Here is a 24,970-nt window from a genome sequence, read left to right as displayed (position 1 = left end):
CTATCGCGCGTCGCCGCCTTCAGGTCCAGCGCACAATTGCGCAGCCGCATCGAGTCGATTAGGCGCCGCCGATCAAGGAGTATGGCAGGCATGGCCTCGGTGTCGTCGCGGTTAGAGGATCGGGTAACGGGATTGCGGGTGGCGGTGCTGCTGCCCTGCTATAACGAAGAGGTGGCGATCGCGCGGACCGTGGCGGCGTTCCGCACGAGCCTGCCCGGCGCCACCGTCTATGTGTACGACAACAACAGTCAGGATCGGACGAGCGAGGTGGCACGCGCTGCGGGAGCCGTGGTGCGCACCGAGCGGATGCAGGGCAAGGGCAATGTCGTCCGCCGCATGTTCGCCGATATCGAGGCGGACGTGTATGTCCTGTCCGACGGCGACCTGACCTATGACGCAGATGCCGCCCCTGCCCTTATCGAACGACTGCTCGACGAACAGCTGGACATGGTGGTCGGCGCGCGGAAATCCGAGGTGGAGTTGGCCTATCGGCGCGGTCACCGTCTGGGCAACCGAATGCTGACGGGCATGCTGGCGCGGCTGTTCGGCCGCAGCTTCAGCGACATCCTGTCGGGCTACCGGGTGTTCTCGCGCCGCTTCGTGAAGAGCTTTCCCGTGCTCTCCGCAGGGTTCGAGATCGAGACCGAGATCAGCATCCACGCGCTGGAGCTGCGAATGCCGGTGGCGGAAGTTGTCACCGCCTATGCGGCGCGGCCGGAAGGCTCGACCTCGAAGCTATCGACCTATAGCGATGGCTGGCGGATCCTGCGGACGATCGTGACCTTGTTCCGCATCGAGCGGCCGATCCTGTTCTTCGGCGGCATCGGCGCGGTGCTGGCGCTGCTGGCGGTGCTGCTCGCGATTCCGCTGGCGGTAACCTATTGGCACACCGGCCAAGTCCCGCGCCTGCCGACGGCAGTGCTGGTGACAGGGTTGTCGATCGTGGCGACGCTGAGCTTCTTCACCGGGCTGATCCTCGACACGGTGGTCCGCGGCCGGCGCGAAGTGCGCCGGCTGGCGTATCTAGCCGTGCCGATCGTGCAGAAATAACGATCCTCCCCGGCTCGGGGAGGGTCGTTAGATTACCACCAGGCCTTGGGACGCGCCGTGAACCCGGCGCGCTGCTCGATCGCCAGCCCGGCGTTGAGCACGCCCTGCTCGTCAAAGGGTTTGCCGATGATCTGCAGGCCGAGCGGCAGGCCTGCCGCGTCGAGCCCGCCCGGCACGCTCATCGCGGGTACGCCTGCCAGGCTGGCCGGCACGGTGAACACGTCGTTGAGGTACATCGCCAGCGGATCGACCTTCTCGCCCAGGCCGAACGCGGCGCTCGGCGCGGTGGGGGTGAGCAGCAGGTCGCACTGGCTCCAGGCATTGTCGAAGTCGCGCGCGATCAGCGTGCGGACCTTCTGCGCCTGGGTGTAATAGGCGTCGTAGAAGCCTGCCGAGAGTACATAGGTGCCGATCAGGATGCGGCGCTTCACTTCGTCGCCGAAGCCGGCGGCGCGGGTGGCGGCGTACATCTCCTGCAGGTTCTGGCCCTCGGCCAGCTCGCGCAGGCCGTAGCGCACACCGTCATAGCGGGCGAGGTTCGACGAGGCCTCGGCCGGCGCAATGATGTAATAGGCCGGCAGCGCGTACTTGGTGTGCGGCAGGCTGACGTCGACGATCTCGGCGCCCGCATCCTTCAGCCAGGCGATGCCCTGCTGCCACAGCGCCTCGATCTCGGCCGGCGTGCCGTCCATCCGGTATTCGGCGGGGATGCCGACGCGCTTGCCGCGCAGATCGGCGGAGAGGCCCGCCTCCCAGTTCGGCACGGGCATGTCGAGCGAAGTCGAATCCTTCGGGTCGAAGCCGGCCATCGCTTCGAGCAGGATCGCGCAGTCGCGTACGTCGCGCGCCATCGGGCCTGCCTGGTCGAGCGAGGAGGCGAACGCCACCACGCCCCAGCGCGAGCAGCGGCCATAGGTGGGCTTGATGCCCGAGATGCCGGTGAACGCCGCGGGCTGGCGGATCGAGCCGCCGGTATCGGTGCCGGTCGCCGCCGGGCAGAGCCGCGCAGCAATCGCTGCCGAGCTGCCGCCTGACGAGCCGCCGGGCGCGAGCGGCGTATTGTCGCCCTCGCCCCGCCGCCAGGGCGAAATCACGTTGCCGAAATAGCTGGTCTCGTTCGACGAGCCCATCGCGAACTGGTCGAGATTGAGCTTGCCCAGCATGCCGGCGCCCGCATCCCACAGCTTGTGCGAGACGGTCGACTCATATTCCGGTTTGAAGCCTTCGAGGATGTGGCTGGCGGCGGTGGTCTGGACGCCCTTGGTGGCGAACAGGTCCTTCATGCCGATCGGCACCCCGGCCAGCGGCTTGAGCGTCTCACCCGCCGCGCGCGCCTTGTCGGCTGCTTCGGCAGCAGCGAGCGCATGCTCGGGAGTCTTGACGATGAAGGCGTTGAGCGCGTCGGCGCCGGCAACCGCGGCGTTGAACGCCTCGGCGACCTCGCGCGCGGAGAATTCCCCGTCGCGCACGCCGTTGCGGATGGCGGCGACGCCCAGATCGGTCAGCGTGCTCATTCCACCACCTTCGGAACCGTGAAGAAGCCATGTTCGCCCTGCGGCGCGTTTGCCAGTACGGAGTCGCGCTGCTGGCCCTCGGTGATCACGTCGGCGCGCAGGCGCAGCGTGTTCGGGATCACCGCAGTCATCGGCGCGACATCCTTCGTGTCGACTTCGCCGAGCTGCTCGATCCAACCGAGGATGTTGTTGAGTTCGGGCGCCAGGCGCTCTGCGTCAGCGTCGCTGATCGCGATACGCGCCAGGCTCGCCACTTTCTTCACGGTTGCGGTGTCTACGGACATGGCATTGCGCCTATCAGCCGAGCCCCGCCCCTTCAAGCGTCCGCATCGCGCATCCGCACTTGCGGTTGCATCCTTCGCACGCGACAGTGACCGGAACGCGATTGCGTTGCCGCCTGTTTACGCTGCATTGCACAATGGAGAGGCCGATTGGCCCGGAAATTTCTCTACGCGGTTGCGATCCTGATCATGCTCGGCGTTGCTTCCCTCTTCACCTACCGGCTCTATGGCATTCAACTGATGCGCCAGTTCATGGTGCCAGGGGGAGAAGTCGCCGATCTGCCCGCTATGTCAGCACGGGACTATGCGCGGGCGGAGATGTGGATCGCGCGGCCGGACAAACCGGGTAACCCCGCGCTGTGGACTCCCGCCGGCCAGAGCGCCACGCCGGCCCCGCGCGCGGCGCTGTTCTTCATCCATCCCACCTCTTTCCTCGACACCAGGCAGTGGAACGCCCCGCTCGACAATCCGGACGCCAATGCCCGCGCGGAACTGTTCCTGCGGGGGCAGGCGAGCGCATTCAACGCCAGCGCCGCGATCTGGGCGCCGCGCTATCGCCAGGCGACCTTCGGCGCATTCCTCACCAGCAAGGCGCAGGCGCAGCAGGCGCTCAACCTTGCCTATCGCGACGTGGCGGCGGCGTTCGAGGAGTTCCTGCACGAAGCCGGCGACCGCCCCCTCATCCTCGCGGGCCACAGCCAGGGCGCATTGCACCTTTCCCGCCTGCTCGCCGAGCGAATCGCGGGCACGCCAGTGGCGCGGCGCATCGTCGCGGCCTATGTCGTCGGCTGGCCCGTGTCGCTGACCGCTGACCTGCCGAAGATGGGCCTGCCGGCCTGCACCGGCCCGGACCAGCCCGGCTGCATCCTTTCCTGGCAGAGCTTCGCCTCCCCCGCCGATCCCGCGCTGATCCTCGATACGTTCGATGCGACGAACGGCTACACCGGCAAGTCGCGCGCCGGCACCCCGATGCTCTGCATCAACCCGCTGACCGGGAAACCCGGCGGTTCGGCACCGGCCAGCGCGAATCTTGGAGCGCTGATCCCCGACGCGAACCTGCAATCGGCTCGACTCGAAGCGGGCCGCGTGCCCGCACGTTGCGAAGGCCGCGGCATCCTGACGATCGGCGCCGCTCCGCCGGACTTCAGCCAATATGTGCTGCCCGGAAACAATTATCACGTGTTCGACTACAGCCTGTTCTGGGCCAATGTTCGTGCGGACGCGGCGCGCAGGCTGGCGGCATACAAGCAGTAGCCGCCCCCGCCGCGGTCAGGCATTTGGAAGTCTTGGGCACCTCTTCTATAGCCGCGTCGTGATCACTATCGCCCCCGCAGAATTTCGCGCCGCCCTGCCCGAGGGCGGCCGCCTGATCGGCCTCGACGTCGGCACGAAGACGATCGGCACTGCGCTGTGCGACGCGGGCTGGAGCTTCGCGAGCCCGGCACTGCTGGTCCGCCGCACCAAGTTCAGCAAGGACAAGGCGGCACTCGCCGAGCTCATCGCTTGCCAGCAGGTTCGCGGGATGGTCATCGGCCTGCCGCTCAACCTTGACGGAACGGATAGCCCGCGCACCCAATCCACCCGCGCCTTCGCGCGCAACTGCGAGGATATGGGCCTGCCGATCCTGCTGTGGGACGAACGCTGGTCAACAGTCGCGGTTGAGCGCACGCTGATCGAACAGGACGCCAGCCGCGCCAAGCGTGCCGAGCTGATCGACAAAATGGCCGCCGCCTATATCCTGCAAGGCGCGCTGGATGCCCTGGTGAACGCCTGATTTTTTCGTCCAGCGTCGTTGCAGTGACGATCCGTTTACCTCGTCCGCTTACCTCTGCGAGGCGGAGGGAGGACTGGTCATGATGTCGATATTGACGAATACGGCGGCAGCGCAGGCGGTACGCGCGCTGAACGAAGCAACGGCCGAAATCGATCTTCGACAACAGCGCATTTCCACCGGCCGCAAGGTGAATGGCACCAAGGACGACAGCGCATCGTACATCATAGCACAATCGCTGCGTGGGGACGCAGGCTCGCGCCGCGCAATTGGCCAAAGCATGGCACGCGCCGGCTCGGTACTCGATGTCGCCGCCAGCGGGGCTGAGCAGATCAGCGATCTCGTCAATCAGATCAAATCAAAGGGCTACAGCCTTAGCGCCGCGTCTGATGCGACCTCGCGTGCCGCCATTCGGGCATACATCGAAGCCCTGGTCACGCAGATCAACAGCATCGCCAAAAGCGCCGACTTCAACGGCACCAACCTGCTGACGGGCAAAGAGGCGCCGCTGGTTCGGACCAGCAGCACCATGTCGATGTCCACCTCCGCCTATGCACTGCCGCCCGTTCCAACTATGGCCGCGCTGCCCCAGGGATCGACGATCACAGACACGAGCAAAACCAGCTATGGCCTGCCCGCCTCGCCCCTGACGCCCGCCAGCTTCGCGACGGCGCTCGCTACGCTGAGCGGCGGAGGTGCGAAGACGGCGACCATGAATGCCGGCGCCGCGCCAGGCCGCGTGGTACTGGTCATCGACGCTTTCAGCGTGCCGGACGCGGTGGAGATCTGGCAAGGCAGCACACGCGTTGCCGCGACTGGCGCCTCCTACACACCGGGGGGCGCGGCCACCGGGCCCGGATCCAACGTCTCGGGCAAGTCGCTGCTCGCTTTTGACTACGATCCGGCCAAGGGACAGGATCTGGAAATCCGGGTCAATCCCGCCGGGGCACAGCCGGGGACCGCCTGGACCATCCAGGGCCTACAACTCCAGGATCTTAACGACCCCCTGCCGAGCGACACCACCTATCAGTCCGGATCGGTCGTCACATCCATTGCGCTGGGAGATCCGCTCCCCGTCTCTACCGATCCCGAACAGGCCGGCGAGAGCCTGAACATGCCACCGGAAAACGCCAGCACCTCCTACAGCGTCGACTTAGGGACACAGGCCGGGCGCCTCGATGTGGCGTTCGACGCCTTTGGCGTCGGCGACGTGATGGAAGCATGGCAGAACGGGGTCCGCCTCGGCGCCACCGGGCAATCCTACGCCCCCGGCGGCAACGCGGTCCCGGCTGGCACTGCGGTGACCGGCCAGCAGATCGTCAGCTTCGACTATGATCCGACAAAGGGGGCTGTGACCTTTCAGTTCAACCCTGGCGGTGCCAGCCCGAACAGCGCTTGGGCGGTGACCGGCATGGCGCTCAACCGCACTACCGACCCCGTCGCCACCGCGACCACGAGCAGCTCTTCCGCCCAGATCGTGGGCTATGCGCCAGTCAACTATGACGTCATCACCAATCTGGACCAGAGCACGCTCAGGATCACCTCGCGTGATTTGACCGCAGCCGGCCTGGGCCTCGAACCGCTCGACTGGTCCGAACCGTCCCGTGTCGTCGATGCTGCCACTGCCGCGGGGGAACGAATGAAGGAAGCGCTCAGCCACTTCGGCAGCAAGGCACGCGCTTTTGACCGCGCAGCAAGCTTCAATTCGACATTGGCCGACGTGCTGGACGGCGCGGTGGGAGCGCTTGTCGACGCTGATTTGGCGGTCGAATCCGCCAAACTCCAATCCGCGCAAATCAAGCAGCAGCTCGCGGCGAAAGCATTGTCGATCGCCAATAATCAGCCAAAGATCCTGCTTTCGCTGTTCGACCGCGCCGCCTGAACCGGAGTCGCGATCTTGCGCGGCCGCCCTGCTCGCTCTAGGCGGCGGCTTTAATGCACACTTCCGATCATCGCCCCGGTGCCCAGATACAGGGCAGCGCCGTTTTCCCGCACCGGCACCTCACCGGCATTTCGGGACTTCAGCCCCACGAGATCATGTTCCTGCTCGACGAGGCGGAACAATGGGTCGAGGCCAATCGCAGCCGTGCCAAGAGCGACAAGAGGCTGGAGGGCCTCACCCAGATCAACGCCTTTTTCGAAAACTCTACACGCACGCTGCTGTCGTTCGAGATCGCCGGCAAGCGCCTGGGAGCGGACGTCGTCAACATGCACGCCGCGCAGAGCAGCGTGAAGAAAGGCGAGACGCTGATCGACACCGCCGTCACGCTGAACGCGATGCGCGCCGACGTGATCGTCATCCGGCATTCGAGCTCGGGTGCGGTGCAATTGATCGCTGACAAGGTCGATTGCCCGGTGCTCAATGCTGGCGATGGCTGGCACGAGCACCCCACCCAGGCGCTGCTCGACGCCCTCACCATCCGCCGTCGGCGCGGCCAGGTCTCGGGGCAGCGCGTGGTGATCTGCGGCGACATCCTGCACAGCCGCGTCGCTCGCTCGAACATCCTAGCGCTCACGGCGCTGGCCGCCGAGGTCCGTGTGGTCGCGCCGTCCACGTTGATGCCGCCGGCGATGGACCGGATGTTCGTCACCCCGTTCACCGATTTCGACGCCGCGCTGGAAGGCGCCGACGTGGTGATGATGCTGCGCGTCCAGAACGAACGGATGGACGGCGGCTACATCCCTTCGACACGCGAGTTCCACATGCGCTACGGCCTCACCCCCGAACGCCTCGCCCGGGCCAAGCCCGACGCGCTGGTGATGCACCCAGGCCCCATGAACCGCGGTGTGGAGATCGACTCGATCGTCGCCGACCATCCCGAACGCAGCGCGATCACCGAACAGGTCGAGATGGGGGTGGCGGTGCGCATGGCGTGCCTCGACGTCCTCACCCGACGATCGCGCGGCGTGGAGGGTTGGGCATGAGCAGCATCCTCTTCCGCAATGCAACGCTGGTCTGCCCGACGGGCGGGATTACCGAAGGCGATCTGCTCGTCCAAAGCGACACGATCGCCGCGGTCGGCGCGATCGAGGCTCCGGCCGATGCCGAAATCGTCGACGTTGCCGGCAAGGTGCTTGCACCCGCGCTGATCGATCTAGGCGTGTTCGCCGTCGACAAGGGTGCGTGCCGCTTCGGCGGGATCGCGCGGGTTGGCCTGATGCCCGACCAGTCGCCGGTGCTGGACGACCCCGGCATTATCCGCCGCGCCGCGGTTTCGGGCAAGCCGCAGCTCTGGGTGCATCCGCTTGCCGCCGCGACGCGCGGTTTGCAGGGCGAGGATCTGGCGGAGATCGCGATCAATGCCTCGGCGGGCGCGCGGGCCATCGCTACGGGGCGGCGCTGGATCGGCAATGCCGGCACGATGCGCAAGGTGCTGCTCTATGCGCGCGACCTGGGCCTCACCGTCGTCGCGCATGCCGAAGATGGCGGGCTGGCGAATGGCACCGTCGCCACCGCCGGCGAGACGGCGGCCCGCCTCGGCCTGCCGAGCGCACCCGCAATTGCCGAAGCGCTGGCCATCGCACGCGACTTGATGCTCGCCGAAGAAACCGGCGCCAAGCTTCACTTCCGCCAGGTGACCACCGCCGCCGGCTTCGACCTGATCCGCGCCGCCAAGCGCCGCGGCGTGCGGGTCACTTGCGGCATCACGCCCGCCCACCTGCTGCTGTCGGACATCGCGATCAGCGACTTCCGCACCTTCGCGCGCCTATCGCCGCCTTTGCGCGACGAAAGTGACCGCCAAGCGGCGCTGGCCGCCATTGCGGACGGCACGATCGACGTGATCGCCTCCGGCCACGACCCGCGCGGGCCCGAGGCCAAGCGCCTTCCCTTCGCCGACGCCGAGCCGGGCATGGCGGGGGCAGAGACGCTGCTGGCGCTGTCGCTCACGCTGGTGCGCGACGGCAAGCTCGGCCTCGACCGTCTGTTCGCGCTGCTCGCCGCCAATCCGGCCAAGATCCTGGGGCTGGAGAGCGGCGCGCTGAAGGCGGGCCTGCCCGCCGACCTGATCGTGCTAGATCCGGAAACGCCCTGGGTGATCGATGCGCGCAGGATGAACGCCCGCGCCGGCAACACGCCGTTCGATCGCCTGCCCACCCAAGGCCGAGTGTTACGGCTCTACAAAGGCGGCGCGCTGGTCGAGTGATCAGCGCGCGGCGACGCGGGTGCCGGGCTTGACCCAGCCAGCAGCCGCATCGCCCGCCGCCATGCGGACGAAGCAATCGCTCCGGCGAGCCTTCACCGCGCGGCACAGCGCATCGGCATCAGCGCGCGCAAAGCCGCCGACGGAAAGGCGATAGACGCTAACTCCACCGCTGGCGATGACCGCGCCTTGCGGCTTGTGCCCGGCGGGCGGGGGAACACGGCCAATCAGTCGCTGCCACGCATCACGGGCGACGGCGGCGTTCTCGAATGCGCCCAGTTGCACCATGTAGGCACCGGTCTGCAACGGGATGACCTTCCGCACCGGGGCCGGCGGCTTGCGGATTCGGGCGCTCGACGGCAGCTGGGCAACCCAGACGGGTGCGGGCGGCACGGGCGCACGCGCCGGCGCTGCTTCTGCGCGCACGCGCTCCGGCTGTCGCACGAGCGCAAGCGCCGCCGGCTGTCCGCCATCCGCCACCGGTCGCACGCCCAGGAGCGCGGCGACCAACGCAGCAGCCCGGGCGGGACGGACAAGGCTGGCCCATTGCGTCAGCCGTTCGTTCACTCGATCCGGCGCGAGATCCGCGGCGGCAACTGCCTTCGCTTCCTGCCAGCGGCCTGCCAGCGCCAAGGCGAGCGCCAGATTTTGCCGGGTCCTCGCCGTTGCGCCCGCCGCTCGTGCAGCTGGTGTCAGTATCTCGATCGCCGCCAGCGGATCGCCGGCAAGCGCCAGTGCCAGGCCCCGGTCACTCGGATCGATGCTTTCTGCCTGGCTGGTCAACAATGTCCGCGCACCGGCGCTGTCGCCGCTCGCAACGCGAGCAAGCGCGAGGTTCAACGCCACCCGCTGATCCTGTTGGGGGTGCAGCGTGTACGCGTCCTCCAACGCCTGTGCGGCAGAGATGAAGCGCCCCGCACGCAGATAGGCCTTCCCCAGCGCCGCACGATGGCCCGCATGGTCCGGGTCTCTCGCAACCGCAGCCTCGGCGTCGCGGACCGCCGTGTCCGCCCCGATTTGCTCGGCAGACTCGGCGTCTTGCGCGATCGCCACGCCCTGCCGCGCGGGCGCGGGCCCGCCCAACGCCGTCGCCAACATCGCGGCGATCGTCAGCATCGTGCGTGGCAGCATGTCCGTCCTCGTCCGTTCTGGGCGCTTGGCAGCCCCGTGGGGCGACGCCCCGAAATGGCACGAACGCGGATAAGAAGCGGTTAACGCACCGTCAGTCCAGCACCCAGTCGGCCCGCACAATTCCTTGGGCATAGAGCAAAGCCGTCAGGTCGCCGTGGTCGATCCGCGCGCCGGCCGCCGCCGCCACGATCGGCTTGGCGTGATAGGCGACGCCCAACCCGGCCTTGCGGATCATCGCCAGGTCGTTGGCGCCGTCGCCCACTGCCATCGTCTGCTCGGGCGATAGGCCAAGCTCCGCCGTCGCGCCGAGCAGCGTGGTTTCCTTAGTGCTGCTGTCGACGATCGGCTTGGTGACGGTGCCGGTGAGCTTGCCGCCTTCGATCTCCAGCACATTGGCGATGCGGCGATCGAAGCCGATCTGCGTGCCGACCGGCTCGGCGAAGCGGGTGAAGCCGCCCGAGACGAGGATCGTATGGGCGCCCCGCGCGCGCATCGTCTGCACCAGCGCCTGAGCCCCCGGCATCAGCCGCACGCGCTCTTCGAGGCACTGGTCGATCGCGGTCTCGGGCAGGCCCTTGAGCAGCGCCACGCGGGCATCGAGCGCCTCGGCGAAGTCCAGCTCGCCGCGCATCGCCCGCTCGGTCACTTCGGCGATCTGCGGCTTGATTCCGGCATAGTCGGCGAGTTCGTCGATGCACTCGACGGTTATCATCGTCGAATCCATGTCGGCGACGAGCAGCTTCTTCTCGCGATGCACCTCCACCTGCACGATCACATCGGTGCCGGGGACCGCCCCTTCCAGCGCGGCGCGCGCCGCGTCCGGTTGCGCCGCAAAGGGCAGATCCGCCGCGATGCCATCGTCGAGCCACCGCCAGCTACCGGGCACGCACCCCGCAGCTGCCAGGCGATCCTTGGCCGCCTCCAGCTGCCCTGACGTGAGACCTTCTGCTATCAGCGTCGCAATGAACATGATTTCCCCTGGGCTACCGCGCGTGGCGCTCATTGCAGGGCCGACGGCAAGCGGCAAGTCCGCGCTGGCGCTCGCGCTCGCCGAAAAGCATCGCGGCACCGTGATCAACGCGGATTCGATGCAGGTCTATGCCGACCTCCGCATCCTCACCGCCCGCCCCTCCGAGGAAGAGGAAGCCCGCGCGCCGCACCGGCTGTTCGGCCATATCGACGGTGCCGAGGCCTGCTCGGCCGCGCGCTGGGCCGCCGACGCGCGCGCTGCGATTGCCGAAGCGCACGCGGAGAACCGCCTGCCGATCCTGGTTGGCGGCACCGGCCTATATCTGCGTACGCTGATCGACGGCATCGCGCCCATTCCCGAAATCGACCCCGCGATCCGGGCGAGGGTGCGCGCACTGCCGGTCGCCGAAGCCCATGCCGCGCTCGCCATCGCAGATCCCGGATCGGCCGCCCGGCTCAACGCGAGCGATACCACGCGGGTCGCCCGAGCACTGGAAGTCGTGCGCTCCACCGGGCGCACGCTCGCGGAATGGCAGGATCGCCGCGAAGGCGGCATCGGCGCGGACGTCTATCTCGCTCCGCTGATCCTGCTGCCCGATCGCGCCTGGCTGGGCGAGCGCATCGATCGCCGCTTCGCCATGATGGTCGCGACGGCGAAAGACGAGGTCCGCGCATTGCTCTCGCGCAGCGACGTCCCCGCCGACGCACCGGTGCTGCGAGCGATTGGCGTAGACGAGATCAGCAGGGTTCTTGCCGGCGAGTGGAGCGATGACGAGGCTGTTTGGGCGGGGGCCACGGCTTCGCGACAATATGCCAAGCGTCAATACACTTGGTTCCGCCGCCAACCCCCTGGGGGTTGGGAGTCGACGGCGGAGACAGATACATACATAAATGCCAAGAGAATTGAAAGGAAATTATCTCTTTAGGGGTTGACCTATCATATTCGTGCGAGTAGCAGCCCTTCTCCGGCGGAAATCTTTCTGCACTGTATACCATTTTGCGATTGCGTGGAGGCAAATGTGACCGAGAAGAGCGGCGCAGACATCCTGATCGAGGCTTTGACCGACCTCGGGGTGGAAGTCGTGTTCGGCTATCCCGGCGGTGCCGTGCTTCCGATTTACGACGCCCTGTTCAAGCAGGACCGGATCAAGCACATTCTGGTCCGCCACGAACAGGCCGCCACGCACGCCGCCGAGGGCTACGCCCGTTCGACCGGCAAGCCGGGAGTCGTCCTTGTCACCTCGGGCCCGGGCGCGACCAATGCGATCACCGGCATCACCGATGCGCTGCTCGATTCGATCCCGATGGTCGTCATCACCGGTCAGGTGCCGACGACGCTGATCGGCACCGACGCCTTCCAGGAAGCGGACACGGTCGGCATCACCCGCCATTGTACCAAGCATAACTATCTGGTGAAGCGGCCGGAGCTGCTGGGCGCGACGGTGCACGAGGCGTTCCATATCGCCACGTCTGGCCGCCCCGGTCCGGTTGTGATCGATATCCCCAAGGACGTGCAGGTCGCCACCGCACGTTACGAAGCGCCCGGCCCTATCCAGCACAAGACCTATCGGCCGACGACAGAACCAGACGCTGCGAAGATCCAGGAAGCGGTCGATATGCTGGCGGCGGCTGAGCGCCCCGTTTTCTACACGGGCGGCGGCGTCATCAATTCGGGGCCGGAAGCCACGCGGTTACTGCGAGAGCTGGCTGCAATCACCGGCGCGCCGGTTACGTCGACACTGATGGGCCTGGGCGCCCTGCCCGCGTCGTCGGACCAGTGGCTGGGCATGCTCGGCATGCACGGCACCTATGAAGCAAATATGGCGATGAACCAGGCCGACTTGATCATCGCCGTCGGCGCACGCTTCGACGATCGCGTCACCGGGCGCCTGGATGCGTTCGCGCCGAACAGCCGCAAGGTGCACATCGATATCGATCGTTCGAGCGTGAACAAGAATGTCCGTGTCGATCTGCCGATCATCGCCGATTGCGCACGCGCGCTGGATGCGATGATCGAAAGCTGGAAGACGCGCGCCCACCCCAAGCCGGATCTTGGCGAATGGTGGAGCCGCATTCATGGCTGGCGCGCGCGCCGCTGTCTCGACTTTCCGGAAGGCGGCGATGTCATCATGCCGCAGCGGGCGATCCGCGCGCTGTACGAGGCGACCAAGCATCGTGCCCCGATCATCACCACCGAGGTCGGCCAGCACCAGATGTGGGCGGCCCAGCATTTCGGATTCGAGGCGCCGAACAAATGGCTGACCAGCGGCGGTCTCGGCACCATGGGGTATGGCTTGCCTGCTGCGATCGGCGCGCAACTGGGTAATCCTGACGCGCTTGTCATTGATATTGCTGGCGAAGCTTCGATCCAGATGAACATTCAGGAACTTGCGACCGCTACGCAATATCGCCTGCCGGTGAAGATCTTCATCCTCAACAACGAATATATGGGGATGGTCCGCCAGTGGCAGGAGCTGACCTACCAGTCGCGCTATTCGGAGAGCTATTCGGACGCGCTACCCGATTTCGTGAAGCTCGCCGAGGCCTATGGCTGGAAGGGCATCCGCATCGAGAAGCGCGCCGAGCTGGACGACGGCATCCAGGCGATGCTCGACTATGATGGCCCGGTGCTTGTCGATTGCCGCGTGGCGAAGCTGGCAAACTGCTTCCCGATGATCCCGAGCGGCGCGGCGCACACCGAGATGCTGCTCCAGGCGAGCGAAGTCTCCGGCGAAATGGACGACGAGGCCAAGGCGCTGGTTTGACCGGATTTTGGATCCTCTCCATGCGGGAGGATCGAAGGGGTAGAAATGCACATCAAGGAAGAAGCCATCGAGCGCCACACGCTGGCGGTCATCGTCGATAACGAGCCCGGCATCCTCGCGCGGATCGCCGGCCTGTTCACGGCGCGCGGCTACAATATCTCGTCGCTCACCGTTTCCGAGATCAGCGACGACGATCTGATTAGCCGGATCACCATCGTCACCTTCGCGTCCGCACCAGTGATGGAGCAGATCATCGCCCAGCTCGAGCGGCTGGTGCCCGTCCACAAGGTCGTCGACCTCACCGCCAAGGGCGAGCATGTCGAACGCGAGCTGGCGCTGGTGAAGGTGGTCGGCACCGGCGATCACCGGATCGAGGCGCTGCGCCTCGCCGAAGTCTATCGCGCCCGGGTGGTCGATGCGACCATCTCCAGCTTCGTGTTCGAAGTCACCGGCACGATCGACAAGATCGACAAGTTCGTCGAGCTGATGCGCGAAGTGGGACTGATCGAAGTCGCCCGCACCGGTATCGTCGCGATCTCGCGCGGCCGCGAAGCCGCCTGATATTTTCCGCGCACCCGCGCACCGCTGATTTGAAAGGGAAGAATACCACCATGCGTGTCTATTACGATCGCGACGCCGATCTGAACCTGATCACCGACAAGAAGATCGCCATCCTCGGCTATGGCAGCCAAGGCCATGCGCACGCGCAGAATCTGCGCGATTCGGGCGTGAAGGAAGTCGCGATCGCGCTCCGCCCGGGTTCGGCCTCAGCCGCCAAGGCGGAAGCCGCCGGCTTCAAGGTGCTGCCGAACAAGGAAGCGGCCGCCTGGGCCGACATCCTGATGATCCTGGCGCCGGACGAGCACCAGGCCGCGATCTGGGAGGCCGACCTCAAGGGCAACATGAAGCCGGGTTCGGCGCTCGCCTTCGCGCACGGCCTCAATGTGCATTTCGGCCTGATCGAGCCGCCGGCGGACATCGACGTGATCATGATCGCGCCCAAGGGCCCCGGCCACACCGTGCGCAGCGAATATGTCCGCGGCGGCGGCGTCCCCTGCCTGATCGCGATCCACCAGGATGCCTCGGGCAACGCGCATGACGTGGCGCTGGCCTATGCGTCCGGCGTCGGCGGCGGCCGTTCGGGCATCATCGAGACCAACTTCCGCGAAGAGTGCGAGACCGATCTGTTCGGCGAGCAGGCCGTGCTCTGCGGCGGCACCACCGCGCTCGTCCAGGCCGGCTTCGAGACGCTGGTCGAGGCTGGCTATGCCCCCGAAATGGCCTATTTCGAGTGCCTGCACGAACTGAAGCTGATCGTCGACCTGATGTATGAGGGCGGCATCGCCAACATGCGCTACTCGATCTCGAACACCGCCGAGTATGGCGACATCAAGACCGGCCCGCGCATCATCACCGAAGAGACCAAGAAGGAAATGAAGCGCGTGCTCGCCGACATCCAGTCGGGCCGCTTCGTGAAGGACTTCGTGCTCGACAACCGCGCCGGCCAGCCCGAGTTGAAGGCCAGCCGCATCGCCGCCAAGCGCCACCAGATCGAGCAGGTTGGCAGCGAACTGCGCGCGATGATGCCATGGATCGGCGCCAACAAGCTGGTCGATCAGTCAAAGAACTGATCACTGGCGGAAACCTTAGGTTGCCGGCTGCGCACTAGCTTTGCGCGGCCGGCAGCCTCATTACGGGCGTGACGCAACCACCCAAGGGGAATTGTCATGCGCGCTCTCATTGCCTTCGCCCTCATCGCGGCCGCTCCGGTCGCCTTCGCCCAGGAACTGCCCGGCCAGGCCGACGCTTCCCGTGTCCCAGCCGGCACCTATGCAGTCGATACCGGCCACACGCAGGTCGACTTCACCGTTAATCACTTCGGCTTCAGCCACTTCACCGGCCAGGCCGGCGGCACCACCGGCTCGCTGACGATCGATCCGGCCAAGCCGAACGACGCCAAGCTGGACATCACCATTCCCACCAGCGGCATCGTCACCACCGTCGCGGCGCTCGACAAGCACCTTGCTTCGCCGGACTTCTTCGACTCGGCCAAGTATCCGACGATCCGCTTCGTCTCGACCAAGGTGGTCGTCTCCGGTACCAAAGCGCAGATCACCGGCGACCTGACGCTGCACGGCGTCACCAAGCCCGTCACGCTCGATACGACGCTGGTTGGTGCGGGCACCAATCCGATGTCGAAGAAGCTGAATTTTGGCTTCGAAGCTACCACCGTGATCAGCCGCAGCGCTTTCGGCATGGACAAATATGTTCCCTTCGTCTCCGACGAAGTGAAGCTGCACATCAACGCGGCGTTCGCGGCGAAGTAATCTGCCCGCACGCCCCTTTGATCGCCATTCCCGCGGCGAAGGGACTGGGTAGCAAACAGCGACAACGCCTCGGCGGGGTTAGCCCGCCGAGGCGTTTTCCGTTGCCTGGTCAAGCGAGTTGCTGCCTCGCCGCTGGGAACTCGGGCGGCGGGCTTGCGCCGCTAGTAACTTTGCTGTTTCTGCAACCGGAACGTAGCGCTGACTCGTCCCGCAGGGCGGTCCTGCAGATCGCGTGATGGGCCAAGGGTGCAGCGGCACGGCAACGCGGTCGCCAGAAGGACGAAGGAACATGCACGATCACCACGATGGCCCCGAAGACGGTGACATCGTCGCACCTGCGCCGAAAATTCCGGTGCCGGAGCACGTAGCGGAAGCGATCCGCACGCTTATCCGCTGGGCGGGCGATGATCCCGGCCGAGAAGGCCTGCTGGATACGCCGCAGCGCGTGGCGCGCGCGTGGCGGGAATATTGCGCGGGATATCAGGAAGATCCGTCGCATCACCTTGCCCGCGTATTCGAAGAAGTCGGTGGATATGACGAGATCGTGCTGTTGAAGGACATTCCCTTCCAGTCACATTGCGAGCACCACATGGCGCCAATTACGGGCAAGGCTTCGATCGCCTATCTGCCCAGGAACCATGTTGTCGGCATTTCTAAACTCGCACGCGTGCTGCACGCCTTCGCCCGCCGGCTGCAGGTGCAGGAACGGCTTACCGCGGAAGTCGCGGATTGTATCTGGAGTAACCTGCATCCGCTCGGCGTCGCAGTCGTGATCGAGGCGCAGCATGGCTGCATGACCGCGCGCGGCGTCCGCACGCCGGGCGTAGGCATGGTCACCAGCCGGATGATGGGCGTCTTCCGCGAAGACGAGCGGAGCCGGGCCGAAGTACTCAAGCTGATGGGCTATTGATGCAGCGCCGTGTGCTGGTGACGGGGGGGGCGCGGCGGATCGGCGCCGCCATTTCCCGCTGCCTCGCCGCCCGGGGCTGGGCGGTGGCCCTCCACCACCATCATTCGCCCGACGAGGCGGAAGCACTGGCCGCCGCCCTGCGCATGGACGGCGCGACGGTGGCCGTGCTGCCGGGCGAACTCGCCGATCCGGCTACCCCCGTCGCGCTGGTCGAGGCCTGCCGCGCGGCCTTCGGCGGGACGTTACACGCGGTGGTCAACAACGCCTCGCTGTTCGCCTACGACCAGCCGCCGATCGCCGACTACGCCCTGCTCGATCGCCATATGCATGTGAACCTTGCCGCCCCCGTCGGCCTTGCGACGGCGCTGGCGGCGCAGCGCGATCTGGAGGGAGGAGCGGTGGTCAACATTCTCGACCAGAAGGTGGGCAATCTCAACCCGGACTTTTTCAGCTACACCTGCTCCAAATTGGCGCTGCAGGGCGCGACACACATGCTGGCGCAGAAGCTGGCGCCGCGCGTGCGGGTGAATGCCGTCTCCCCCGGCCTCACCCTGCCCAGCCTGGACCAGAGCGAAGAGGAATTCGCCCGCACCGGCACGCAGAACCTGTTGCGGCGCCCGGTCGATCCGGCGGACATCGCGGCGACGGTTGCATACCTGCTCGAATGCGGCAGCGTCACCGGCCAGAATGTCTATGTCGATTGCGGCCAGCATTTCCTTGCCCGCGACAGCGACGTGATGTTCGAAGGACGCGAGCACCGACCCGATGCCTGATTATGTCATCCACCTCGAAGCGCTCGACGTCATCATGGGGCTAGGCATCCATCCGCACGAGCGCGCGGCGCCGCAGCGGGTGCGCATCGATGTGGCGATGACCTGCCGCTACCCTGCGATCCCGGAGGACCGGATCGACGCTGTCGTGGATTATGATTTCCTCCGCGAGGGCATTCATGCGCTTGTAGCATCCCGACATTTCGAGCTGCAGGAAGTGCTGTGCGAGGAGATCGCCCGCCTTGCGCTTCGCGATCGGCGAGTGGCGGAAGTGCGCGTCCGCTCCGCCAAGCAGGATGTCTACCCTGACGCTCGCGTCGGCTGCGAAATCATACGTAGTTCCGCAGATTAATCGACGTCGCCGCGCCGCGACCCCACCCTGCCCGCTATAATCTACCAAGGCCTTTTCGCCGGGGGGCCGATCGGGGGAGCCGTGCGCCCGCCACCAGAGGACTGTGGATGTCGATTGCCAATTTCGTTCGCAATAGCGCCTTAGCCATGATGGCGATCCTGCTGGCGGGCGGGCTGCTTGCCGCATGGCGGCTGGATCGTATCCGCATGGGCGGCGAAGTGCAGGTGCACCAGCAGGTGAATGCCGATCTGATCGCGGACATCCTTCCCCCCCCGGAATATATCATCGAGCCTTTCCTGGAAGCGACGCTGATCGCCCGCAATCCGGAAACGGTGGGCGCACATGAGGAAAAGCTGTCGAAGCTCCAGAAGCTCTACGGCGAGCGCAACCAATATTGGCAGACGGCATCGATCGACGACGGCCTGCGCAATCAGTTGCTGCAACAGGCGCACCCGGCCGCGCAGGCTTTCTGGACCGAACTCGAGCAGAGCTTCCTTCCCGCCGCTCGCCTGCAGAATCGCACGGCGATGGACGCGAGCTATGCCAAGCTCAGCGCGCTCTATGCCACCCACCGCGCGGCGGTGGACAAGCTGATCGCGATGACGCGCGCCGAGCAGACCCGCGTCCAGGCGAGCGGCGCCGCGGAATTTTATCTTGCGATCGGCATCGTCGTGGTGCTGGGTCTGATCGTCGCAGGGCAGGCTGCGCATTTCTACATCACCATGTATCGCCGTGTCCTCGAACCCGTCGGCACGCTTTCAAGCCTGACGGATCGACTGGCCCGCGGTGAAGTGGCGACCATTCCCTATCAGGATCGCACCGACGAGATGGGTCGCATCGCCTGCGGCCTCGAACATTATCGCGCCGCCGCAGCCGCGCAGAGCGAGGCCGATGCGCACAAGCTGGCGCAGCAGCGCGAAGTAACCGAAGTTCTGGGCAGTGGCCTCCTCGCGTTGCGCGAAGGCGATTTGAGCCGTACGATCGACCGCTGCTTTCCGGCCGAATATGAAGTGCTGCGGCAGAACATCAACGAAGCGATCGCTTCGCTGCGCGCGCGCGTGCAGCTAGTCAGCGAAAGCGCCGAGAACATCCGCACCTCCTCCAGCGAAATCGCACATGGATCGGAGGATCTAGCGCACCGCACCGAAAAGAGCGCTGCCAACCTCGCCCAGGCCACCCAGGCGCTGGAAAAGATCGAGGAACGCCTGCGCGCGACGATGATCGCCGCCGACAACACCGTAAAGCGCGCCGGCGAAGCCACCACCGCGCTGCGCGACGGCCGCGGCACCACGGCACGCGCCGTGCAGGCAATGGATCGCGCCAGCGGCAGCGCCAAGAATATCGATGGCGTAATCGAGGGGCTCGACAAGATCGCCTTCCAGACGCGCGTGCTCGCGATGAACGCGGCAGTGGAAGCCGGTCGCGCCGGGGAAGCCGGCCGCGGCTTCATGGTCGTCGCCGATCTCGTCGCGGCGCTGGCGCTGCGTGCCGAAGATCAGGCCAAACAGGCCCGCGACATGTTGAGCGAAACCCAGGCGGACATCATCCAGGCTGCCGATGCGGTGCACGATACCGATACGGCGCTCGACACGATCTCCGGCGACGTCGAAGCGGTGCACGATCTGATCGCCGCGATCGACCATGATAACCATGCCCAGTCGGCCGCCGTCAGCCAAGTGGCGACGGCGATGAAGGCGATGGACCTGGTGACGCAGCAGAATGCGGCAATGGTCGAGGAAACTTCGGCCGCGATCCGCAACCTGTCCGGCGAAGTCAGTTCGCTGGCCCAGCGTGCCGGCGCCTTCCGCTTCGATCGCGCCGCGCAGGCCCGCAGCGCCGTTTCCGAACGGAACGCGGCGACCGTCCACTAATCCGGAGGTCCCTCCCGCCGAGGCGGGAGGGACGGTCGCCGCCTCAGGCGCGGTTGGCGGCGCTCAGCACTGCCCGCACGGAGGCCGTGGCGATATCGGCGTCGATACCGACCCCGAACACCGTCCGACCATCCTCCGTACGGCACTCGACATAGGCGGCCGCCTGCGCATCCGCGCCGCCGCCCATCGCATGCTCGCTGTAATCAACGACGTCGAGCCGCGGGCCGGTGGAACCCGCCAGCGCATCGATTACACCCGAAATCAGGCCGTTGCCTCGCCCCGAGATCGAGCGGCTATCGCCATCGATCGAGATGCGGCCGACAAAGACACGGCTGCCCGCGCTGCCGCTTTCCTCATAATCTACCAGCGCGATCCGGTCCTTCTCGCCCGGCAGGTACACGCGCTCGAACAACCCCCAGATGTCGGCGGCGTTGAGCTCGCGGCTCGTTTCGTCAGCAAGCGCCTGGACGTGCTTGGAAAATTCGGCCTGCATGCGCTTGGGAAGTTTGAGGCCCTTGTCCTGTTCGATGACCCAGGCGACGCCCCCCTTGCCCGACTGCGAATTGACGCGGATCACCGCTTCGTAATCGCGGCCGAGATCCTTGGGATCGATCGGCAGATACGGCACGTCCCACAGCTGGTCGTTGCGAGCCGCCTGGGCCGCGAAGCCCTTCTTGATCGCATCCTGATGGCTGCCGGAAAAAGCCGTGAACACCAGATCGCCGGCATAGGGGTGGCGCGGATGGACCGGCAGCTGGTTGCAATATTCGACGGTTTGGATCACCTCGTCGATATTGGAAAAGTCGAGGCCCGGGTCGACGCCCTGGGTGTACATATTCAGCGCCAGCGTAACCAGGTCGACATTGCCGGTGCGCTCGCCATTGCCGAACAGGCAGCCCTCCACACGGTCCGCGCCGGCGAGCAACCCAAGTTCGGACGCCGCAACGCCGGTCCCGCGATCGTTGTGCGTGTGCAGGCTGATGACCACGCTATCGCGATTGCGGATATTGCGGCAGAACCATTCGATCTGGTCCGCATAGACGTTCGGCGTCGCCGCCTCGACGGTCGCCGGGAGGTTCAGGATCAGCGGTTTTTCAGGCGTTGGCCGCAGGATGTCCATGACTGCCTCGCAGACCTCGACCGAGAAATCGAGTTCGGCGGTGGAAAAGGTCTCCGGGCTATATTCGAAATGCCAATCGGTGTCGGGCTGCTTGCCAGCCTCGTCGCGCAGCACCTTGGCGCCTTCGATGGCGATCTGGCGGACTTCGTCGCGGCTCATGTTGAACACGATACGCCGCCAGGCCGGCGACACCGCATTATAGAGATGGACGATCGCCTGCTTGGCGCCCTTCAGCGACTGAAAGCTGGTCTCGATCAGATCGCGACGCGACTGGGTGAGCACCTGGACGATCACATCGTCGGGCACTCGCCCCTCGCGCACCAGACCCGAGATGAAGTCGAACTCGGTTGCGCCGGCGCTCGGGAAACCGACCTCGATTTCCTTTACGCCCACCTTCAGCAGCAGTTCGAAGAAGCGGGTCTTCTTCTCGCCATCCATCGGATCGATCAGCGCCTGGTTGCCGTCGCGCATGTCGGTGGAAAGCCAGCGCGGCGCCCGAGTGATCGTACGGCCGGGCCATTGCCGGTCGGGCAGATTCACTTGGGGAAAGGGACGGTATTTCACGCTCGGATCGCGCAACATGGGGCGTATCTCTCTCAAAAGGTCGAACTGCGCCTAGCGCAGCCGAGATGCGTTCGGGAAGTCCGGTTTGCCCTTAGGGGAGACGCGCAGGTGCGAAATCGGCCCCTAAGGGCGGATAAGTCGCAGATCGAGGCGCGCGAACGTCGTCATCGCCCCGTCCTGACGCAATTTGTGCCGCTTGTCCAGATGACGTGCCGCAAGAGTGTTGCCCCGATGCACCACCGCGCCGCCACAAAAACGCAACTCGTCGCCTTCCCGCCATCTCTCGGCTGGACAGGAGGCCCTTCCCACGATCAAAGGGAGCGGAGGGACGTGCATAACCGTGCGAACCGCAGTACATCGTTGCACGCGACAAGGGGGAGGATGCCTCATCGATCCCGAGGCGCTGACGAAGCAATAGCCCCGAAAAGGGGCACGAACAGGAGTAAGACATCATGGCCGAGACCAAAGCACGCGGCGGCATTGCCAAGCCGGTTACCCCTTCGCCCGAACTCGCGAAGATCGTAGGAACCGCCGATCTGCCCCGCAGCGAGATCGTCAGCAAGGTTTGGGAATATATCAAGAAGAACAACCTGCAGAATCCGGCCAACAAGCGCGAGATCCTGGCGGACGACACGCTGAAGCCGATCTTCGGCGGCGACAAGGCGACCATGTTCGAAATGAACAAGCACCTCGCCAAGCACGTCAAGTAAAGCGCTCGTCTTTGCCCTCACCGGCAAGATGCAAGGAAATGGGGCGGGCATCCGATGATGCCCGCCCCATTTGTTTTTCCTGACGGAGAATGCCGGCGGTTCAATGCGCCAGTACGAGCGGCACAGGGCATTCCGCAAGCATCCGCCGCGTAACCCCGCCGAACGCCGCCTCCAGAAAGCGGCTGTGGCCAAAACCGCCCATTACCAGATACGCCGCCTTCAGCGCTGCGACCGCTTCCAGGATCGTGTCGCTCACATTCCGCTGCACCGGCACGATTTGCACTTCCGGCCGCATGCCGTGGCGCGACAGATACTCGGCCGCCGCCGCTGCGGGGACGCGCAACTCGCCTTCGTCCGCAACCAGGATGGTGACGGTCCCTGCATGTTTCACCAGCGGGATTGACGCCTGCAGCGCCGCTTCGGCTGCGCGGGATCCATCCCACGCCACCACGGCATGGCCGTATAGATCGAAGCCCGTGCCATTTTGCGGCACCGCGACGATGGGCTTGCCGGTCTTGATCACGGCATCGCCCACCAACTCGCGCATGTCGGGATAGCTGGTGCCGTCCAGTTCGCGGTTAAGCACTACCAGATCGGCCAGCGCGCTCGCCGCCCGCACGCAGTCCCGGATCGATCCGGTCTGGTCGATCCAGTCATAGGGCACATCTTCCACCTTCAGCCGCGGCTCCATGCGGCTGCGATTCTCGGCTTCGCGCGCCTGCTCGTCGGCAAGCAGCGCCGCCGATACGCCGAAATCGGCATAGTCGCCCATATAGGCCGGGGCCATTGCGACATCGACGCAGCGCAAATGCCCCTCCAGACCACGCGTGAGATCGACGGCCGCTTGGAACCGTGCTTCCTGCCCGGCGTCGTCGTGCATCAGAACGAGAACATTCTTCATCGTCGCCTCCACATCTTGGTTTTACTTGAAGATGCTTCCGAGGCTATTCTGCGCTGGCAGACACCGACATGCGGTTTGTTACGGATATTCGGCCGCGATTGCAGACAGAGCGTCGCGATCAAGCATCACGAAGCTGCGTAGATCGGGAAGCGCTATGACCCCGTCGCGCTTCATCGCCGTCAGCTTACGGCTCACCGTCTCGATCGTCAGCCCCAGCAGTTCGGCCATCTGCTGCCGGGTGAGCGGCAGCGGCACGGCGGCACCCGTCATGCATCCGCCTCGCGCCGCGAACTGCAGCAACAGGCTCGCCACCCGCTCCTCTGCCGATTTGCGGCCAAGCAGCAGCATCCAGCGACGCATATGATCGAGTTCGTCATACGCCCGCGTCAGCAGTGCCTGGGCGATATCGGGATGCGCTTCGACCAGCCCCGGCAGGGCGCTTCGCGGAAAGACGCACAGTTCGGTCTCGGTGAGCGCGGTAACGCAGTGGCTCGACGGTCGATCGCCGATCGCGCCGACGAAATCGGCCGGAAAGGCAAGGCCCAGCATCTGCTCGCGCCCATCTTCCAACGAGGCGGAGAGCTTGACCAAGCCGTGATGGAGGATGCCGACCTGATCGGCGACATCCCCTTGCCAAATCAACGCCTCCCCGCGCCGCAAGACGCGCTTTCGGCCGATCCTGTTGAGCGCTTCCAGCGCCGGCGCGGAAACGCGGCCGCACAGCGAGGCCATCCGCACGTCGCAAGCGGCGCATCGCGTAGGCAAGGTCCATTCCGCTGCGCCGAAGTCCGGCTGGTTCCGATCCATGTACATATCCGCCTCCCCGCGTTGCATGGCGCGCGCGCGGTGGCCTGTCGTTACGTATTGGTCCGAGGCAAAGGGTCAGCAATCCCTTGGGAACATTACCTAGCCGCAACATTGCGCCGGATCAAACCTGCCGCGGTGCGCCAGGCGTACCCGGTCCCTCGTCGAACACGAGGAGATTTGAAGATGCGTACTTCGCTTTTTGTCGGTCTGGCCGCTGCCGGCCTTCTGGCCTCGACGGCAGCTGCCCAGGCCCAGGACGCTGCCGGGATCGCCGCCGGCGACTGGCTGGTCCGCCTGCGCGGCATCGTCGTTGCCCCGAACGAGTCGTCCAGCGGCATCACGCCCGGGATCCCGACCGGCCGGGTCGGCGTCGGCAATGCGGTGATGCCCGAAGTCGATTTCACCTATATGGCGACGGACAATATCGGCGCGGAGCTGATCGTCTCCAGCACCCGTCATGACCTTCAGGGCCGCGAGGCGATCTCCGCGCTGGGCAAGGTCGGCCGCACCTGGGTTCTGCCGCCGACGCTGACGCTGCAATATCATTTCATGCCGAAGACCGCGGTGCGCCCGTATATCGGCGCAGGCATCAACTACACCACCTTCTATTCGGAGAAGACCAGCGAATCGCTGAACAAAGCGCTTGGCAAGACCAGTCTTTCGCTGAAGGACAGCTTCGGCTATGCGTTGCAGGCGGGTATTGATATCGATCTGAACAAGAAGTTCTTCCTAAACCTCGACGTAAAATACATCGATATGGACACGACTGCGCGCCTGAATACCAATGGAACGATCAACCAGACCAAGGTTGACATCAACCCGCTGGTGTTCGGCTTCGGCATCGGCACCCGCTTCTGAGCCTTTTTCCTCCCGTCCCGCCATCCCCTCTCCGGCGGGCGGAGGATCACTGGGAGCAGCGTGCTAGGGCGCGCTGCTCCCTTCGTTCTACGCGCCTGCGGGGGAAATGGTGACCCGGAGAGGATTCGAACCTCCGACCTCTCGATTAGGAATCGAG

The 24,970-nt window shown here is 65.6% G+C and carries 24 protein-coding genes; 17 read left to right on the top strand and 7 right to left on the bottom strand.

From position 1 onward, the window contains the following. The first annotated feature begins 90 nt into the window (after positions 1-90). The gene (locus tag B215_RS0115505; RefSeq protein ID WP_050990204.1) at positions 91-1,050 is read left to right on the top strand and encodes a glycosyltransferase family 2 protein; all 960 of its coding nucleotides are present in this window, start codon (positions 91-93) and stop codon (positions 1,048-1,050) included. Between the two features lie 32 nt (positions 1,051-1,082). Here B215_RS0115505 and gatA read toward each other — a convergent pair whose 3' ends face one another. Together gatA and gatC are read right to left on the bottom strand one after the other, a co-directional pair. Next, complete coding sequence (gene gatA, locus B215_RS0115500; RefSeq protein WP_019370559.1) at positions 1,083-2,564, bottom strand: Asp-tRNA(Asn)/Glu-tRNA(Gln) amidotransferase subunit GatA; 1,482 nt, start codon at positions 2,562-2,564, stop codon at positions 1,083-1,085. Next, a complete protein-coding gene (gene gatC, locus B215_RS0115495; RefSeq protein WP_019370558.1) occupies positions 2,561-2,848 on the bottom strand; it encodes an Asp-tRNA(Asn)/Glu-tRNA(Gln) amidotransferase subunit GatC in 288 nt (95 codons plus the stop codon). The genes gatA and gatC overlap by 4 nt, the downstream gene beginning before the upstream one ends. A gap of 147 nt (positions 2,849-2,995) precedes the next feature. Between gatC and B215_RS0115490 the strand changes: the two genes are divergently transcribed. The 5 genes from B215_RS0115490 to B215_RS0115470 all read left to right on the top strand — a co-directional run bounded on the left by B215_RS0115490 (position 2,996) and on the right by B215_RS0115470 (position 8,761). Next, positions 2,996-4,099: a DUF3089 domain-containing protein gene (locus B215_RS0115490; RefSeq protein ID WP_019370557.1), complete on the top strand. Its 1,104-nt coding sequence runs from the start codon at positions 2,996-2,998 to the stop codon at positions 4,097-4,099. Positions 4,100-4,157: 58 nt separating this feature from the next. Further along, positions 4,158-4,619: a Holliday junction resolvase RuvX gene (gene ruvX / locus B215_RS0115485; protein WP_019370556.1), complete on the top strand. Its 462-nt coding sequence runs from the start codon at positions 4,158-4,160 to the stop codon at positions 4,617-4,619. 79 nt (positions 4,620-4,698) lie between these two features. Continuing rightward, the gene (locus B215_RS22035) at positions 4,699-6,498 is read left to right on the top strand and encodes a flagellin N-terminal helical domain-containing protein (RefSeq protein WP_019370555.1); all 1,800 of its coding nucleotides are present in this window, start codon (positions 4,699-4,701) and stop codon (positions 6,496-6,498) included. A gap of 53 nt (positions 6,499-6,551) precedes the next feature. Next, a complete protein-coding gene (locus B215_RS0115475; RefSeq protein ID WP_026009316.1) occupies positions 6,552-7,541 on the top strand; it encodes an aspartate carbamoyltransferase catalytic subunit in 990 nt (329 codons plus the stop codon). Continuing rightward, the gene (locus B215_RS0115470; RefSeq protein ID WP_019370553.1) at positions 7,538-8,761 is read left to right on the top strand and encodes a dihydroorotase; all 1,224 of its coding nucleotides are present in this window, start codon (positions 7,538-7,540) and stop codon (positions 8,759-8,761) included. Before B215_RS0115475 ends, B215_RS0115470 begins: the two co-directional genes overlap by 4 nt. On the opposite strand, the gene B215_RS0115465 is transcribed toward B215_RS0115470, so the two are convergent. Continuing rightward, positions 8,762-9,889, bottom strand: coding sequence for an SPOR domain-containing protein (locus B215_RS0115465; RefSeq protein WP_019370552.1), 1,128 nt, complete (start codon positions 9,887-9,889; stop codon positions 8,762-8,764). 91 nt (positions 9,890-9,980) lie between these two features. After that, on the bottom strand, positions 9,981-10,859 hold the full coding sequence (gene serB, locus B215_RS0115460) for a phosphoserine phosphatase SerB (RefSeq protein WP_019370551.1): 879 nt from the start codon (positions 10,857-10,859) through the stop codon (positions 9,981-9,983). Between serB and miaA the strand changes: the two genes are divergently transcribed. From miaA to B215_RS0115415, 9 genes are all read left to right on the top strand, one after another. Continuing rightward, entirely contained in the window at positions 10,858-11,784 is a 927-nt protein-coding gene (gene miaA / locus B215_RS0115455; protein ID WP_026009315.1) for a tRNA (adenosine(37)-N6)-dimethylallyltransferase MiaA, read from the top strand. The genes serB and miaA overlap by 2 nt on opposite strands. Positions 11,785-11,877: 93 nt before the next feature. After that, positions 11,878-13,623: an acetolactate synthase 3 large subunit gene (locus tag B215_RS0115450; protein ID WP_026009314.1), complete on the top strand. Its 1,746-nt coding sequence runs from the start codon at positions 11,878-11,880 to the stop codon at positions 13,621-13,623. A 45-nt stretch (positions 13,624-13,668) separates the two neighbouring features. Then, positions 13,669-14,184: an acetolactate synthase small subunit gene (gene ilvN, locus B215_RS0115445; RefSeq protein ID WP_019370548.1), complete on the top strand. Its 516-nt coding sequence runs from the start codon at positions 13,669-13,671 to the stop codon at positions 14,182-14,184. Between the two features lie 50 nt (positions 14,185-14,234). Further along, entirely contained in the window at positions 14,235-15,254 is a 1,020-nt protein-coding gene (gene ilvC, locus B215_RS0115440; protein WP_019370547.1) for a ketol-acid reductoisomerase, read from the top strand. 96 nt (positions 15,255-15,350) lie between these two features. Continuing rightward, a complete protein-coding gene (locus tag B215_RS0115435) occupies positions 15,351-15,950 on the top strand; it encodes a YceI family protein (RefSeq protein ID WP_019370546.1) in 600 nt (199 codons plus the stop codon). 289 nt (positions 15,951-16,239) lie between these two features. Continuing rightward, positions 16,240-16,860, top strand: a complete 621-nt coding sequence (gene folE, locus B215_RS0115430; protein WP_019370545.1) for a GTP cyclohydrolase I FolE — start codon at positions 16,240-16,242, stop codon at positions 16,858-16,860. Further along, entirely contained in the window at positions 16,860-17,633 is a 774-nt protein-coding gene (locus tag B215_RS0115425) for an SDR family oxidoreductase (protein ID WP_019370544.1), read from the top strand. Before folE ends, B215_RS0115425 begins: the two co-directional genes overlap by 1 nt. Next, a complete protein-coding gene (locus B215_RS0115420) occupies positions 17,626-17,982 on the top strand; it encodes a dihydroneopterin aldolase (RefSeq protein ID WP_019370543.1) in 357 nt (118 codons plus the stop codon). The genes B215_RS0115425 and B215_RS0115420 overlap by 8 nt, the downstream gene beginning before the upstream one ends. A 107-nt stretch (positions 17,983-18,089) precedes the next feature. Further along, complete coding sequence (locus B215_RS0115415; protein ID WP_019370542.1) at positions 18,090-19,853, top strand: methyl-accepting chemotaxis protein; 1,764 nt, start codon at positions 18,090-18,092, stop codon at positions 19,851-19,853. Between the two features lie 43 nt (positions 19,854-19,896). Here the strand turns inward: B215_RS0115415 and leuA are convergent, their stop codons facing one another. Continuing rightward, a complete protein-coding gene (gene leuA, locus B215_RS0115410; RefSeq protein WP_019370541.1) occupies positions 19,897-21,555 on the bottom strand; it encodes a 2-isopropylmalate synthase in 1,659 nt (552 codons plus the stop codon). A 434-nt stretch (positions 21,556-21,989) separates the two neighbouring features. Here leuA and B215_RS0115405 point away from each other — a divergent pair, with 434 nt between their 5' ends. Continuing rightward, positions 21,990-22,247 carry an SWIB/MDM2 domain-containing protein gene (locus tag B215_RS0115405; protein WP_010543335.1) on the top strand — a complete coding sequence of 86 codons (258 nt, stop codon included), beginning with the start codon at positions 21,990-21,992 and terminating at the stop codon, positions 22,245-22,247. A gap of 100 nt (positions 22,248-22,347) precedes the next feature. On the opposite strand, the gene B215_RS0115400 is transcribed toward B215_RS0115405, so the two are convergent. Both B215_RS0115400 and B215_RS0115395 read right to left on the bottom strand, forming a co-directional pair. Beyond that, on the bottom strand, positions 22,348-23,148 hold the full coding sequence (locus B215_RS0115400) for a universal stress protein (protein WP_026009313.1): 801 nt from the start codon (positions 23,146-23,148) through the stop codon (positions 22,348-22,350). Positions 23,149-23,226: 78 nt separating this feature from the next. Then, a complete protein-coding gene (locus B215_RS0115395) occupies positions 23,227-23,961 on the bottom strand; it encodes a Crp/Fnr family transcriptional regulator (protein ID WP_019370539.1) in 735 nt (244 codons plus the stop codon). Between the two features lie 177 nt (positions 23,962-24,138). Here B215_RS0115395 and B215_RS0115390 point away from each other — a divergent pair, with 177 nt between their 5' ends. After that, complete coding sequence (locus B215_RS0115390; protein ID WP_019370538.1) at positions 24,139-24,813, top strand: OmpW/AlkL family protein; 675 nt, start codon at positions 24,139-24,141, stop codon at positions 24,811-24,813. Positions 24,814-24,970 lie beyond the last annotated feature (157 nt).

The organism is Sphingomonas sp. ATCC 31555 (genome assembly GCF_000282895.1).
Classification (GTDB): Bacteria; Pseudomonadota; Alphaproteobacteria; order Sphingomonadales; family Sphingomonadaceae; genus Sphingomonas.
Note: the sequence above shows the minus strand (reverse complement) of the source record. Positions and strands in the feature narration are given on the sequence as shown.